The organism is Pseudomonas sp. URIL14HWK12:I12, assembly GCF_003097135.1.
In the GTDB taxonomy this organism is placed as follows: Bacteria; Pseudomonadota; Gammaproteobacteria; order Pseudomonadales; family Pseudomonadaceae; genus Aquipseudomonas.
This window is the reverse complement of the sequence record NZ_QEQL01000004.1, coordinates 142,958-156,034: the sequence shown is the minus strand read 5'-3', so window position 1 is coordinate 156,034 and position 13,077 is coordinate 142,958. Positions and strand designations below refer to the sequence as shown.

The 13,077-nt window shown below is 62.1% G+C and carries 14 protein-coding genes; 9 read left to right on the top strand and 5 right to left on the bottom strand.

The features are described from left to right. Nucleotides 1–11: 11 nt before the first annotated feature. The 7 genes from F474_RS13410 to F474_RS13380 all read left to right on the top strand — a co-directional run bounded on the left by F474_RS13410 (nucleotide 12) and on the right by F474_RS13380 (nucleotide 5,525). Nucleotides 12–965 carry an alpha/beta fold hydrolase gene (locus tag F474_RS13410; RefSeq protein WP_097085117.1) on the top strand — a complete coding sequence of 318 codons (954 nt, stop codon included), beginning with the start codon at nucleotides 12–14 and terminating at the stop codon, nucleotides 963–965. A 60-nt stretch (nucleotides 966–1,025) separates the two neighbouring features. Then, nucleotides 1,026–1,514 (top strand): ribonuclease E activity regulator RraA, encoded by a 489-nt coding sequence (gene rraA / locus F474_RS13405; RefSeq protein WP_097085118.1) that lies wholly within the window; start codon nucleotides 1,026–1,028, stop codon nucleotides 1,512–1,514. Between the two features lie 16 nt (nucleotides 1,515–1,530). Next, nucleotides 1,531–2,526, top strand: a complete 996-nt coding sequence (locus F474_RS13400) for a CorA family divalent cation transporter (RefSeq protein ID WP_097085119.1) — start codon at nucleotides 1,531–1,533, stop codon at nucleotides 2,524–2,526. 78 nt (nucleotides 2,527–2,604) lie between these two features. Further along, nucleotides 2,605–2,850 carry a CrfX protein gene (locus tag F474_RS13395; RefSeq protein WP_097085120.1) on the top strand — a complete coding sequence of 82 codons (246 nt, stop codon included), beginning with the start codon at nucleotides 2,605–2,607 and terminating at the stop codon, nucleotides 2,848–2,850. A gap of 2 nt (nucleotides 2,851–2,852) precedes the next feature. Further along, nucleotides 2,853–3,677 carry a mechanosensitive ion channel domain-containing protein gene (locus tag F474_RS13390; protein WP_097085121.1) on the top strand — a complete coding sequence of 275 codons (825 nt, stop codon included), beginning with the start codon at nucleotides 2,853–2,855 and terminating at the stop codon, nucleotides 3,675–3,677. Between the two features lie 111 nt (nucleotides 3,678–3,788). After that, nucleotides 3,789–4,355: an RNA polymerase sigma factor SigX gene (sigX, locus tag F474_RS13385; protein WP_097085265.1), complete on the top strand. Its 567-nt coding sequence runs from the start codon at nucleotides 3,789–3,791 to the stop codon at nucleotides 4,353–4,355. A 114-nt stretch (nucleotides 4,356–4,469) separates the two neighbouring features. Further along, a complete protein-coding gene (locus F474_RS13380) occupies nucleotides 4,470–5,525 on the top strand; it encodes an OmpA family protein (RefSeq protein WP_097085122.1) in 1,056 nt (351 codons plus the stop codon). A gap of 164 nt (nucleotides 5,526–5,689) precedes the next feature. On the opposite strand, the gene F474_RS13375 is transcribed toward F474_RS13380, so the two are convergent. The 5 genes from F474_RS13375 to F474_RS13355 form a co-directional block, all read right to left on the bottom strand. Then, a complete protein-coding gene (locus F474_RS13375) occupies nucleotides 5,690–6,391 on the bottom strand; it encodes an ABC transporter ATP-binding protein (RefSeq protein WP_097085123.1) in 702 nt (233 codons plus the stop codon). A 1-nt stretch (nucleotide 6,392) separates the two neighbouring features. Continuing rightward, on the bottom strand, nucleotides 6,393–7,163 hold the full coding sequence (gene livG, locus F474_RS13370) for a high-affinity branched-chain amino acid ABC transporter ATP-binding protein LivG (protein WP_097085124.1): 771 nt from the start codon (nucleotides 7,161–7,163) through the stop codon (nucleotides 6,393–6,395). Further along, nucleotides 7,160–8,413, bottom strand: a complete 1,254-nt coding sequence (locus F474_RS13365) for a high-affinity branched-chain amino acid ABC transporter permease LivM (RefSeq protein WP_097085125.1) — start codon at nucleotides 8,411–8,413, stop codon at nucleotides 7,160–7,162. Before F474_RS13365 ends, livG begins: the two co-directional genes overlap by 4 nt. Then, entirely contained in the window at nucleotides 8,410–9,333 is a 924-nt protein-coding gene (gene livH / locus F474_RS13360) for a high-affinity branched-chain amino acid ABC transporter permease LivH (protein ID WP_097085126.1), read from the bottom strand. The genes F474_RS13365 and livH overlap by 4 nt, the downstream gene beginning before the upstream one ends. A gap of 204 nt (nucleotides 9,334–9,537) precedes the next feature. After that, nucleotides 9,538–10,656 carry a branched-chain amino acid ABC transporter substrate-binding protein gene (locus F474_RS13355; protein ID WP_097085127.1) on the bottom strand — a complete coding sequence of 373 codons (1,119 nt, stop codon included), beginning with the start codon at nucleotides 10,654–10,656 and terminating at the stop codon, nucleotides 9,538–9,540. Nucleotides 10,657–10,985: 329 nt separating this feature from the next. Between F474_RS13355 and F474_RS13350 the strand changes: the two genes are divergently transcribed. Beyond that, nucleotides 10,986–11,285 carry a DUF2288 domain-containing protein gene (locus F474_RS13350; RefSeq protein ID WP_097085128.1) on the top strand — a complete coding sequence of 100 codons (300 nt, stop codon included), beginning with the start codon at nucleotides 10,986–10,988 and terminating at the stop codon, nucleotides 11,283–11,285. A 96-nt stretch (nucleotides 11,286–11,381) separates the two neighbouring features. Continuing rightward, on the top strand, nucleotides 11,382–13,073 hold the full coding sequence (locus F474_RS13345) for an Hsp70 family protein (RefSeq protein WP_097085129.1): 1,692 nt from the start codon (nucleotides 11,382–11,384) through the stop codon (nucleotides 13,071–13,073). Nucleotides 13,074–13,077: the final 4 nt, after the last annotated feature.

The window sequence follows — 13,077 nt, the reverse complement described above, 5'->3', positions numbered from 1 at the left end:
GCAAGAGCATCATGCAAAGCAGCAGTACATTGTTTCCAGTTGCCCTGGCCAGCGCAGAGCGCCGGGGCGACCTCAGCGAAGACGTCTACCTGGTCAAGGCCAACAACAGCCTGGACTTCACCACCGAACTCGCCGTCACTCGCCTGGGCTTGTGCGCCCCACGAGCGGGCCGTGGGCCGGCCGTGGTGCTGTTGCACGGCGCCTTTTCGAATCGCCGCTTCTGGTATTCCCCCAGCGGGCTGGGGCTGGGCCCGGCGCTTGCCCGTGCCGGTTACGACGTGTGGATCCCCGAAATGCGCGGGCATGGGCTGTCCCCGCGAAACCAGGGTTACGCCAGCAACCGCGTCGACGATTACGCTCGCTATGACCTTCCGGCCATCAATGCCTTCGTCAGCGAAATGAACGGCCGGCGCCCGCACTGGGTGGGCCATTCGCTAGGCGGTACCACCTTGGCGATGGCGCTGGGCTTGGGCAGCCTTACTCACGAGCATATCGCCAGTGCTGCGCTGTTTGGCAGCCAGGTCAGTCGGTGTCGCGGTGCAATGCGCTGGTGGCCGATCAATTGGTTGTTGCGCACGGCGCTGCGGCGGTTCGACCACATCAGCGGCCGGCGCTTCAAGCGCGGGCCCGAGGATGAGCCGACAGGGGTTGCAGTTGAACTGTTACGTGGCTACCGCAAGCCCGGCCCGTGGTGGGCTGCCCTGGCCGATAGCCAGGTGCCGCTGCTGGCAGTGGCTGGGGCAGGGGACCTTCAAGACCCTGCCTGGGCCTGCCGTGCGCTGTTCGAGCAGGCTGGCGGCGAGCCACGGCTGTTCGTGGAGCTGAGCCAGGCCGCCGGCTATACCCGGGATTTCGGGCATGTCGAGATGCTGCTGGGCGAGGCTGCCGAGCAGGAAGTGTGGCCCCTGTTGGAGCGTTGGCTGCGCCAGGCTGACGACATAGGTCACAAGTCGCATGCCGCCTAGGGGCTTGCAACGGCTAAGCTGTTGGGCGAGTTTTCTCCCAAACCACCCAAGGAGCCGGCCATGCACTATGTAACCCCCGATCTGTGCGACGCTTACCCCGAGCACGTTCAGGTACTCGACCCGATGTTCAGCAGTTTTGGTGGGCGCGATTCGTTTGGCGGGCGGATCGTTACGGTCAAGTGTTTCGAAGACAACTCCAAGGTCAAGGAACTGGTAGAGCAGCCGGGCCAGGGCAAGGTAATGGTGGTCGACGGAGGCGGCTCGCTGCGCCGAGCCCTGCTGGGCGACATGCTGGCTCAGAAAGCTGCGCAGAACGGCTGGGAAGGCATTGTGGTCTATGGCTGTGTGCGCGATGTCGACGTGCTCGCCCAGATCAGCCTGGGCGTTCAAGCGCTGGCACCGCACCCGTTGAAAACCGACAAGCGCGGCATCGGCGACATAGATGTACCCGTGACTTTCGCCGGTGTGACCTTTCGCCCTGGCGAATTCATCTACGCAGACAACAACGGCGTTATCGTATCGCCCATTGCCTTGAACATGCCTGAATAAGGACTGCCTGCCGCGGATGTACGACGATCAAAACACTACCCGAGGGCTTGTCCAGGCTTTGGTGCTGGACGGCCAGGGCGGCGCAAGGCCGCTTGCCTACGATCAGTTGCCGGGCCTGGCACTGGCCCCTCATGAAAGCCTCTGGCTGCACTGGGACCGCAGCCACCCCGACGCCCAGGCCTGGTTGCGCGAGCGCAGCGGCCTGAGCGAATTCGTCTGCGACCTGCTGCTGGAAGAAAATACACGGCCGCGGCTGGTTCCGCTGCCGGAGGCTCAGATGCTGCTGTTCATGCGGGGGGTGAACCTCAACCCCGGCGCGCAGCCCGAAGACATGGTGTCACTGCGAATCTTCGCCGAAGCACAGCGGGTTATCTCCCTGCGCCTGCGGCCGCTTCGCGCCACCGATGAGTTGATCATGCAACTGCGTGAGGGCAAGGGCCCGCGTACGGCGTCCGAGCTCGTCCTTTATATGGCCCAGCACCTGACCGAGCGTATCCAGACCCTGGTTGAGACCTTGACCGACCATGTCGATGGCGAAGAAGACCGCATCGATGCCGACGACCGGTATCAGCCCGATCACCCGGGCCTGCTCCAGGTACGGCGCCGGGCGGCTGCGCTGCGGCGGTTTCTGGCACCTCAGCGGGATATCTACGGCCAGTTGGCCCGGGTGAAGCTGCCCTGGTTCGTCGAAGACGATGGTGACTACTGGAGCGAGCTCAACAACAGCCTGACTCGCTACCTCGAAGAACTGGAGCTGACCCGTGAGCGGGTCGCGCTGTTGCTGGAGTCCGAAGACCGCCGGCTCAGCGAGCGGATGAACCGCACGATGTACCGCTTCGGCGTGATCACCGGCATCTTCCTGCCCATGACTTTCCTGACCGGGCTGCTGGGCATCAATGTGGGTGGCATCCCGGGCTCTGGCAGCCCCTATGGGTTCGCCGCCACCTGCCTGTTGCTACTGGCGCTGGCCGCAGGGCAGTGGTTGATCTTCCGGCGCCTGCGCTGGCTTTAGCATGAAAGTGGCTGAGGTGAATGTGACCTGCCGGTTCGCCGGCTCGTCTCTCGTTCACCTTTAAACGAGGAGTGCCTGATGCACGATCCGTTCGAACAATCGCTACGTGACTTGCTCAACGCCCCCGAAGGCGCGCGCGATGACGCAAGCCGCCTGGGCCGCGTGCTCAAGACCGCCAATCGCCAGGTAGGTGCCACCGACCTGTTCGGCCTCATGGGCCGTTGCCTGTCGGCGTTCATGATCGGCCTGAACAACGGCTCGGCCCACGTATCGCCCGTTTCCCGTCGTACCCGCCGCGCAGAAGGCGCGGATAAGGCAGATTGAACATGGAACTCGACCTCTGGACGCAAAGCCTGGTGACCGCGATGACGGCACTGTGGAGTAAAGTCGCAGGTTTCATCCCGAACCTGTTCGGCGCCCTGGTGGTTGTGCTGCTGGGCTTCGTGGTGGCCAAGCTGCTCGACGCACTGCTCTCTCGCCTGCTGGCCAAACTGGGCCTGGACCGCATCATGGGCGGCACCGGCCTGACCAAGCTGATGACCCGCGCCGGTATCCGCGTGCCCATTTCTGCCTTGGTGGGCAAGATCGTCTACTGGTTCGTGCTGCTGGTGTTCCTGGTATCGGCCGCCGAGTCGCTGGGCCTTCAGCGGGTATCGGCGACGCTGGACGTGCTGGCGTTGTACCTGCCCAAAGTGTTCGGCGGGGCGCTGGTATTGCTGGTGGGTGTGCTGTTGGCTCAGTTGGTCAACGGCATCGTGCGGGGTGCGGCCGAAGGCGTGGGGCTGGATTACTCGGCGGGCCTCGGGCGCATCGCGCAATGGCTGGTGATCGTGATCAGCATTTCGGTCGCGATCAGCCAATTGGAAATCAAGACAGACCTGCTCAACCATGTAATCGTCATTGTGCTGGTGACCATCGGCCTGGCCGTGGCGTTGTCCATGGGGCTGGGTAGCCGGGAGCTTGCCGGGCAGATTCTCGCAGGCATTTACGTGCGGGAGCTGTTCCAGGTGGGGCAGTGGGTAGAGGTAGATGGCACGGCAGGGCATATCGAGGAGATCGGCACGGTCAAGACGACGTTGATCAATGAAGAAGGCGACCTTGTCTCACTGGCGAACAAACGCCTGCTCGAGCACAAGGTCACTAGCCGCTGACCTGGTAAATGCTGGTACTATGCCGCCCCGGAACGCCCGGCGCCGCCGGGCCCGCGTGGCATACACCTCATATTTGCCCTGACTGACCGAACGACCGTGCCTCTGCCCCCCTTGCGATACGACCCGCGAGCGCTGACCGACGAAGAGTTGGTCGAGCGCGCCCACGAGGAGCTGTTCCACGTGACGCGAGCTTATGAAGAGCTGATGCGTCGCTATCAACGCACGCTTTTCAATGTGTGCGCGCGTTACCTGGGGAACGACCGCGACGCCGACGATGTCTGTCAGGAGGTGATGTTGAAGGTGCTGTATGGCCTGAAGAACTTCGAGGGCAAATCCAAGTTCAAGACCTGGCTCTACAGCATCACCTATAACGAATGCATCACGCAGTACAGGAAGGAACGGCGCAAGCGTCGGTTGATGGATGCCTTGAGCCTCGACCCGATCGAGGAGGCTACCGAAGACAAGACGCCCAAGCCTGAGGAGCGAGGAGGTCTCGACCGCTGGCTGGTGCATGTGAACCCGATCGACCGGGAAATCCTGGTTCTACGCTTTGTTGCGGAACTGGAATTCCAGGAGATCGCGGATATCATGCACATGGGTCTGAGCGCGACCAAGATGCGATACAAGCGTGCGCTCGATAAGCTTCGCGATAAATTCGCGGACATGACGGAAACTTAATCAAGCGCGCTTGTCTCTAACGTGCGTCGAGTTCTGCTAGACTTGGCGCCGAGTTGCCCCCGATACATTCAGAAGTGGGGGCCGCTTTACAATCACCATATGGGGATTTAACGGATGAAACTGAAAAACACCTTGGGCCTGGCCATCGGCTCTCTGGTAGCCGCAACCTCTTTCGGCGCACTGGCACAGGGCCAAGGCGCAGTCGAGGGTGAGCTGTTCACCAAAAAATACTACACCGACAGCTCCCGTGACCTGGACAACGGCAACCTGTACGGCGGTTCGGTCGGTTACTTCCTGACCGACGACGTCGAGCTGCGCCTGGGCTACGACGGCATCCACAACATGCGTTCGAAGAACGACACCGGCAACCAGAAGATCCACGGCGGCGACACCGCTCTGGACGCTCTGTACCACTTCGGTACCCCTGGTGTTGGTCTGCGCCCATACGTTTCGGCTGGTTTCTCGCATCAGAGCATCAGCAACGTCCAGGCTAACGGTCACAGCGGCCGCGACAGCTCCACCTTCTTCAATGCTGGCGCCGGTGCCAAGTACTACTTCACCGAAAACGTCTATGCCCGTGCCGGCGTAGAAGCCATGTACAACATCGACCGCGGTGAGACCGAGTGGGCTCCGAGCGTTGGTGTTGGTGTCAACTTCGGCGGTGGCGCCAAGAAAGCAGCCCCGGCTCCGGTAGCAGCTCCTGTTGCCGACGCTTGCACCGACGCCGACCAAGATGGCGTGTGCGACAACGTCGACAAGTGCCCGAACACCCCTGCCAACACCGCAGTTGACGCTGATGGCTGCCCAGCCGTCGCTCAAACCGTCCGTGTTGAGCTGGACGTGAAGTTCGACTTCGACAAGGCCGTCGTCAAGCCTAACAGCTACGCCGACATCAAAAACCTGGCTGACTTCATGAAGCAGTACCCACAGACCACCACTACTGTGGAAGGTCACACTGACTCCGTGGGTACCGACGCTTACAACCAGAAGCTGTCCGAAAAACGTGCTGCCGCCGTTCGCAACGTACTGGTTAACCAGTATGGCGTTCAGGGCAGCCGCGTGAACTCGGTTGGCTACGGTGAGTCTCGCCCGGTTGCCGACAACGCCACCGAAGCTGGTCGCGCTGTTAACCGTCGCGTTGAAGCGAACGTAGAAGCTCAAGCCAAGTAATTGGTAAGCGCTTAAGAAAAAACCCGGCCACTGGCCGGGTTTTTTCGTTTGTAGACAGTGCGATCGCAACGCTTGCCCGTTCGGGCTGCAAAATGAGAAGCCCGCTTGCCTGGTGACGGGGGGCAAGCCCCCGCCGGGCAAGCGGGCCTTCGATGTCAGGGGGGTTAGCCTCCCAGGTAAGCATCCCTGACCTTCGGGTCGGTCAGCAGCGCCTCCCCGGTACCTTGCATCACCACCCGGCCGTTCTCCAGCACGTAACCTCGATCAGCGACTTTCAGCGCCTGGTTGGCGTTCTGCTCTACAAGGAACACGGTGACCCCGTCCCGGCGCAACTGCTCGATGATGTCGAAGATTTGCTGAATGATGATGGGCGCCAGCCCCAAGGAGGGCTCGTCAAGCAGCAGCAGCTTGGGTTGGCTCATCAAAGCGCGGCCGATGGCCAACATCTGCTGTTCGCCACCTGACATGGTGCCGCCGCGTTGATGAAAGCGCTCCTTCAGCCGTGGGAAGAGGCCCAGTACCTTGTCGAGCTGTGCCTGGTAGTCGCCCTTGGCCGTGAAAAAACCGCCCATGGCCAGATTCTCTTCCACGGTAAGCCGGGCAAATACACGGCGCCCCTCGGGTACCACGGCGATGCTTTTACGCATGATCTGCGCAGGCTCGAGCACCGTCAGTTCCTCGCCCTGGTAGCGGATGCTGCCCGATTGCGCCCGGGGGCTACCACACAAGGTCATCAGCAGTGTGGACTTGCCGGCGCCATTGGCACCGATCAGGGTGACGATCTCGCCTTGGTTGATTTCCACGTTCACGCCATGCAGCGCCTGGATCTTGCCGTAAAAGGTAGAAACGTCTTCGAACACCAGCATCTTACGCTTCCCCCAGGTAGGCTTTGATCACTTCGGGATTGTCACGCACCTGCTCAGGGGTGCCATCGGCCAGCGGCATGCCTTGGTTGATCACAACGATATGGTCGGAGATGCTCATCACCAGCTTCATGTCGTGCTCGATCAGCAGCACCGTTGCGTTGTACTGCTCACGCAGCACGCTGATCAGCGCTTTCAGGTCGTCGGTTTCGCGGGGGTTCAAGCCTGCCGCAGGCTCGTCGAGCATCAGAATGCGCGGGCGCGTCATCATGCAACGGGCGATTTCCAGGCGGCGTTGCTGGCCATAGGCAAGGGTGCCGGCGGGGCGGTTGGCAACCTCTTTGAGATTGACTTGCTCCAGCCAGTGCTCGGCGTATTCCATCGCCTCGCGTTCGCTGCGACGAAACCCGGGGGTTTTCAGCAGGCCCGCGAGAAACCCGGTATTGAGATGGCGGTGTTGTGCCACGAGCAGGTTTTCCACCGCCGTCATTTCCTTGAACAGGCGCACGTTCTGGAAGGTGCGCACCACACCCTTGCGAGCGATCACGTGCCCCGGCAGGCCCTGAATGGGTTCGCCGTCGAGCAGGATGCTGCCCGAGCTGGGCTGGTAAAAACCGGTCAGGCAGTTGAACACGGTCGTTTTACCAGCCCCATTAGGGCCGATCACCGACACCACCTGCTTCTCTTTGACCGTCATGCCCACCCCGTTGACCGCCAGCAGGCCGCCAAAGCGCATCGACAAGCCAGACACTTCCAGCAGATTCTTCTGGCTCATCGGCGCAGCTCCAGGTGGGGGCGCTGCATTGGCAAAAAGCCCTGCGGGCGCCAGATCATCATCAGCACCATCATGGCGCCGAACATCAACATTCGGTAATCACTGAATTCGCGCATCAGCTCCGGCACCAGAATCATCACGATCGCCGCCAGCACCACGCCAAGCTGCGAGCCCATGCCGCCCAGCACGACGATCGCCAGGATGGTGGCCGACTCCAGGAAGGTGAACGACTCGGGCGTGATCAGCCCTTGGCGCGCGGCGAAGAAGCTGCCAGCGAAACCTGCAAAGGCAGCGCCCAAGGTGAAGGCCGAGAGCTTGATGATGGTCGGGTTCAGGCCCAATGCGCGGCAGGCGATTTCGTCTTCACGCAACGCTTCCCAGGCGCGGCCGATCGGCATGCGCAGCAGGCGGTTGATCACGAACAGCACCAGCAGCGTCAGCAACAGGGCGATCAGGTACAGGAACACGACTTTGTCGGCCGAGTTGTAGGGCAGGCCGAAGAACTGGTGGAAGGTCTGGCCACCTTCCGGCGCGCTGCGGTCGAACGTCAGGCCGAAAAAGGTGGGCCTTTCGATGCCGCTGATCCCATTGGGCCCGCCAGTAATGTCCGACAGGTTACGCAGGAAAAGGCGGATGATTTCGCCAAAGCCCAGAGTCACGATCGCCAGGTAGTCACCACGCAGGCGCAGCACCGGAAAGCCCAGCAGGAAGCCGAACGCGGCGGCCAGCAGGCCGGCGATGGGCAGGCATTCCCAGAAGCTCAGGCCCAGGTAGTGGGAGAGCAGGGCGTAGCTGTAGGCGCCGACGGCGTAAAAGCCTACGTAACCCAGGTCGAGCAGGCCAGCCAGGCCTACCACGATGTTCAAGCCCAAGCCGAGCATGGCGTAGATGAGGATCACCGTCGCGATGTCGACCGCCCCGCGGGAGCCGTAGAACGGCCATACGAACGCCAGCACGATCAATGCCGCCATGCCCCAGCGCTGGGTCTTGGGCAGGGTCAGGTAGTTGCTCAGGCTGGGCGGCACCAGAGGCTTGCGTTCAGCGCCGCGCAACCCGGCGAGCTGCTCGGTGAACAGCACGCGCAGGAACAACAGCAGCGAGCAAACGGCAATCAGAAGCAACGTGATGCCATCGGCGCCGCGAACCTGCAGCATCACCCCAGAGAACTCCAGCTTGAGGTTGAAGATCGGGTAGGCGATAGCCCACACCAGCAGTGCGCTGAACAGCGCCTGTTTGAAGTAACGACTCATACTTTTTCAACCTCGGGGCGGCCCAGCAGGCCGGTGGGCCGAAACAGCAGCACCAGCACCAACAGGCCGAACGCTACTACGTCTTTGTACTGATCGCCGAATACGTCGGCACCGAAGGCTTCGGCGACACCTAGTACCAGCCCCCCGAGCATGGCGCCGGGTATGCTGCCAATACCGCCTAGCACAGCGGAGGTGAAGGCCTTCAGCCCGACCAGAAAGCCCGCATAGGGGTTGATCACGCCATACTGCATCGACAACAGCATGGCCGCCACGGCCGCCAGTGCTGCACCGATCACGAAGGTCAGGGCAATGATGTTGTTGGTGTTGATGCCCAGCAGGCCGGCCATTTTCATGTCCTCGGCGCAGGCACGGCAGGCGCGGCCCATGCGCGAGCGGGAGATGAACAGGGTCAGGCCGATCATGGCGACCAGGGTCACGCAGAACACCACCACCTGCATGTAGGAAATCAGCACTTGCTGATTGCCCCCCGGGCCGAAGCTCAGGTTACCCGGCAGCAGATTGGGAATGGCCCAGTTGCTCGAACCTTGCGAGAGTTGGACGGCGTTCTGCAGGAAGATGGACATGCCGATCGCAGAGATCAGCGGAATCAGCCGGTTGCCGCCGCGCAGCGGCCGGTAGGCCACTCGTTCGATGCTGTAGCCATAGGCGCTGCAGACGATGATCGCACCGGCAAAGCCGGCGATCATCAGCAACGGCAGGCTGTGGATACCGAGCATCGCAAGGCCGGCCAGAACAATGAAGGCCACATAAGAGCCGATCATGTACACCTCGCCATGGGCGAAGTTGATCATGCCAATGATGCCGTAGACCATCGTGTAGCCGATGGCGATCAGCGCGTAGGTGCTGCCGACCGTGAGGCCGTTCACCAGTTGCTGAAGGAAATGGAAAATATCGGGCATGGTGCCGCGCTCCTAAAAACCTGGGCTGCATTTCGCTGCAACGCACACCGAAATGGCGCGATGCCAGGCTCGGACGTTCACAGTGAACCGCGGGTAACGGTTTTATAGATTTTCAGGCGGCCCGTTCGGCGGATCGCGCCGTGCAGGCCATGAATCGGATGGGGCAGGCGAAGGTGGGCGCGCCTGAGGCGCGCCCACCGTGCATCACTTGGCCTCGGTTTTGGGCTTGCCGTAGTGCCACTCGTACACCACGAACTGGAAGTCCTTGAGGTCGCCTTTCTCGTCGTAGGTCAGCTTGCCGATAGGGGTATCGAAGCTGCCCGCACGGATGGCGGCAGCGACCTTGTCGGGGTCTTCGCTCTTGGCCGCCTTGATGCTGTCGGCAATCACCTCGACCGCAGCGTAGGACGGGAATACGAACGGGCCGCTTGGGTCTTCTTTCTTGTCTTGGAAGGCTTTGGTCAGCGCCTGGTTGGCCGGGTCGGAGTCGAACGACTTGGGCAGGGTGACCAGCAGGCCTTCGGCGGCCTCGCCAGCGATCTGCGACAGCGAATCGTTGCCTACCCCTTCAGGGCCCATGAACTTGGCGTTCAGGCCTTTTTCCTTGGCTTGGCGCAGGATCTGGCCCAGCTCGGGGTGGTAGCCACCGTAGTAGACGAAGTCGACGTTGGCCTGCTTGAGCTTGGCGATCAGAGCGGAAAAGTCCTTGTCGCCGGCGTTGATGCTCTCGCGCACTGCGACCTTCACACCCTTGGCTTGCAAGGTCTTGGCAACGGCATCGGCGATGCCCTGGCCATATTGCTGCTTGTCATCGATCACGGCCACCGTCTTGGGCTTGACGTGATCGGCGATCCAGCTACCGGCTACCGGGCCCTGGGCGCTGTCCAGGCCGATGGTGCGGAACACCAGCTTGTGGTCGCGGCTGGTGATGGTGGGGCTGGTGGCCGCCGGGGTAACCATCAGCACGCCTTCGTCTTCATAGACGTCCTGGGCGGGCTGGGCGGAGCTGGAGCACAGGTGGCCGACGACGTACTTGACACCATCGTTGACAACCTTGTTGGCCACGGCCACAGCCTGCTTGGGATCGCAGGCGTCGTCGTACTCCACCGCTTCAAGCTTCTTGCCGTCGACCCCGCCCTTGGCGTTGATCTGATCGATCGCCATGTGCGCACCGATGAACTGCATCCTGCCGTATTCGGCCACCGGGCCGGTTTTAGGGCCGGCGATGCCGATCTTGATGGTGTCGGCGGCGAACGCGTGGCTCGCAACCCCGGCCAGGACCATGGCCGCGAACAGGCGGGTGAATTTGCTAGCGTTGTGCATGGAGTGCTCCATTGGTGTTTTGTCTTTTTTATAGTCCGGCGGCCATGGCCGCCAGGCCGTTCGCCCTGGCAGGGAAACCAGGCCCGCTGGCCAGCTCGTGGGAGCCAGGGCGCAGTGTAGAGTGCGAGCAAGGTGGTTGAAAGCAGGCCTTGGGCCAGCGGTGTTGGCGGTGTCGCCTGGTTGAAAAATATTTATATATTGCCGCCATCTTTCATTGAAACGGCCGCACAGGGCGCGCCTACCGCAGGGCCGCAAGGGCCGCTATGTTTTTGCTACCAGGTATTGCCGGCGTTATCATCCGCGTTTTTTACGCTATGCCGAGTGACCCGATGAGTGAAGAGACAAGCACCCTTTATGCCAAATTGCTCGGTGAAACAGCGCGGATTGAATGGCAAGCACTGGAACCGTTCTTTGCTCGGGGCGCACTGTTGTGGGTCGCATCATCGCTGGATTTGATCAGCGTGGCGCAAGCGGTGGCCGAGGACGATCGTGCCAGCGTATCGGCCTGGTTGGAGGCTGGGCAGCTTGAGAAACTCTCTGCCTCGCGCGCCGCAGCCTATGCACAGGGGGCGCCCGAACTCTGGGCGGTGGTGGTTTCGCCCTGGGTAGTGATCCAAGACAGGGCATAGAGGGCAGCAGTGCCTTTTTTTGGGGCGATGCTCGGTAAGTCCCATTGTCACTCTTGGGTTTTAACGGTGCTGCGCATTTAACAAGGAAGCATAGTCATGATGATCGGGATCGATCTGGGCACCACCAACAGCCTGGTTGCCGCCTGGGACGGCGAACAAGCGCGGCTGTTGCCTAATGCGCTGGGCAACTGGCTCACCCCCAGTGTGGTGGGCCTGGACGACCATGGCCTGCTGGTGGCTGGTGACATCGCCCGAGAGCGCCTGCAAACCCACCCGCACCTGACCGCTGCGCTGTTCAAGCGCCATATGGGCAGCGCGCAGCAAACCTGGCTGGGTGACCGCCCCTACGGGCCCGAAGAGCTATCGGCCATGCTACTGCGCAGCCTCAAGGAAGACGCCGAGCGTGCCTTGGGCGAGCCGGTCACCGAGGCGGTGATCAGCGTGCCGGCCTACTTCAGCGATGCCCAGCGCAAAGCCACACGCATCGCCGGTGAGCTGGCAGGGCTGAAGGTGGAAAAGCTCATCAACGAACCCACAGCCGCCGCGTTGGCCTACGGTATCCATCAGCGCGACGAAGCGACGTTTCTGGTATTTGACCTGGGCGGCGGGACCTTCGACGTCTCGGTACTGGAGCTGTTCGAGGGGGTAATGGAGGTGCGTGCCAGCGCTGGCGACAACTTCCTGGGCGGCGAAGATTTCGATGATTGCCTGGTGGAGTATTTCATCGCGCAGGTCGGTGCACAGGCCCTGCCCGATGTCACGCAGCCTGGGTTGGCCCAACGCCTGCGCCGTGAGGCCCAGCGTGTAAGGCATGCTTTGGGTACCGACACCCGTGTTCGGTTTGTCCTGCGGGAGGCGAACCAGGAGTGGGGGCTGGACATCACCCAAGGGCAGTTGCAGACGCTTACCCAACCCTTGCTTGATCGCCTGCGGGCCCCGATCGAGCGGGCCTTGCGCGACGCGCGCATTCGCGCCGGCGACCTCGACCAGGTGCTGCTGGTCGGTGGCACCACCCGCATGCCGTTGGTGCGCAAGCTGGTCGCAGCACTGTTCGGGCGCATTCCGGCCATGCACCTGAACCCTGATGAAGTGGTAGCCCAGGGCGCGGCCATCCAGGCGGCGCTCAAGGCCCGGCATGCCTCGCTCGAAGAGGTGGTGCTCACCGACGTGTGCCCTTACACACTGGGTATCGAAACCTGCGTGCGCCAGGGGCGCGAGCACCAGGACGGCCACTACCTGCCGATCATTGAACGCAACAGCGTGGTGCCGGTGAGCCGCCAGCAAACGGTCTACACCCTGCAGGACAACCAGAAGGTGGTAAAGCTTGGGATCTATCAGGGCGAGAGCCGGCTGGTAAAAAACAACATCTTTCTCGGCGAGCTGGAGGTGCCAGTGCCGCCGATGCCTGCTGGCCAGGTGGGGGTGGAGGTGCGTTTCACCTACGACACCAATGGCTTGCTTGAGGCACAGGCGCATATCCCCAGCACCGGTGAACAACGCAGCCTGGTGATCGAGAACAATCCCGGCGTGCTGAGCCCCGAGCAGATCGCCGAACGCCTCAAGGCCCTTGCCGCGCTGAAGGTGCACCCGCGCGACCAGCAGGCCAACACCTTGCTGATGGCCAGGCTGGACCGCCTCTACCAGGAGTGCCTGGGCGAGCAGCGCGAATATGTGGCGCATCTGGCGCGGCGCTTCCAGCAGTTGCTCGACAGCCAGGATGAGCACTTGATTCGCCAGGCCCGCACCGAAATCGCAGCGCAGGCCAGCGAGCTGGATGGGCAGGGGTAGGTAC

Coding starts and splice junctions, on each gene's coding strand:
- F474_RS13410 (WP_097085117.1), top strand. CDS start 12: ATGCAAAGCAGCAGTACATTGTTTCCAGTTGCCCTGGCCAGCGCAGAG.
- rraA (WP_097085118.1), top strand. CDS start 1,026: ATGCACTATGTAACCCCCGATCTGTGCGACGCTTACCCCGAGCACGTT.
- F474_RS13400 (WP_097085119.1), top strand. CDS start 1,531: ATGTACGACGATCAAAACACTACCCGAGGGCTTGTCCAGGCTTTGGTG.
- F474_RS13395 (WP_097085120.1), top strand. CDS start 2,605: ATGCACGATCCGTTCGAACAATCGCTACGTGACTTGCTCAACGCCCCC.
- F474_RS13390 (WP_097085121.1), top strand. CDS start 2,853: ATGGAACTCGACCTCTGGACGCAAAGCCTGGTGACCGCGATGACGGCA.
- F474_RS13380 (WP_097085122.1), top strand. CDS start 4,470: ATGAAACTGAAAAACACCTTGGGCCTGGCCATCGGCTCTCTGGTAGCC.
- F474_RS13375 (WP_097085123.1), bottom strand. CDS start 6,391: ATGCTGGTGTTCGAAGACGTTTCTACCTTTTACGGCAAGATCCAGGCG.
- livG (WP_097085124.1), bottom strand. CDS start 7,163: ATGAGCCAGAAGAATCTGCTGGAAGTGTCTGGCTTGTCGATGCGCTTT.
- F474_RS13365 (WP_097085125.1), bottom strand. CDS start 8,413: ATGAGTCGTTACTTCAAACAGGCGCTGTTCAGCGCACTGCTGGTGTGG.
- livH (WP_097085126.1), bottom strand. CDS start 9,333: ATGCCCGATATTTTCCATTTCCTTCAGCAACTGGTGAACGGCCTCACG.
- F474_RS13355 (WP_097085127.1), bottom strand. CDS start 10,656: ATGCACAACGCTAGCAAATTCACCCGCCTGTTCGCGGCCATGGTCCTG.
- F474_RS13350 (WP_097085128.1), top strand. CDS start 10,986: ATGAGTGAAGAGACAAGCACCCTTTATGCCAAATTGCTCGGTGAAACA.
- F474_RS13345 (WP_097085129.1), top strand. CDS start 11,382: ATGATGATCGGGATCGATCTGGGCACCACCAACAGCCTGGTTGCCGCC.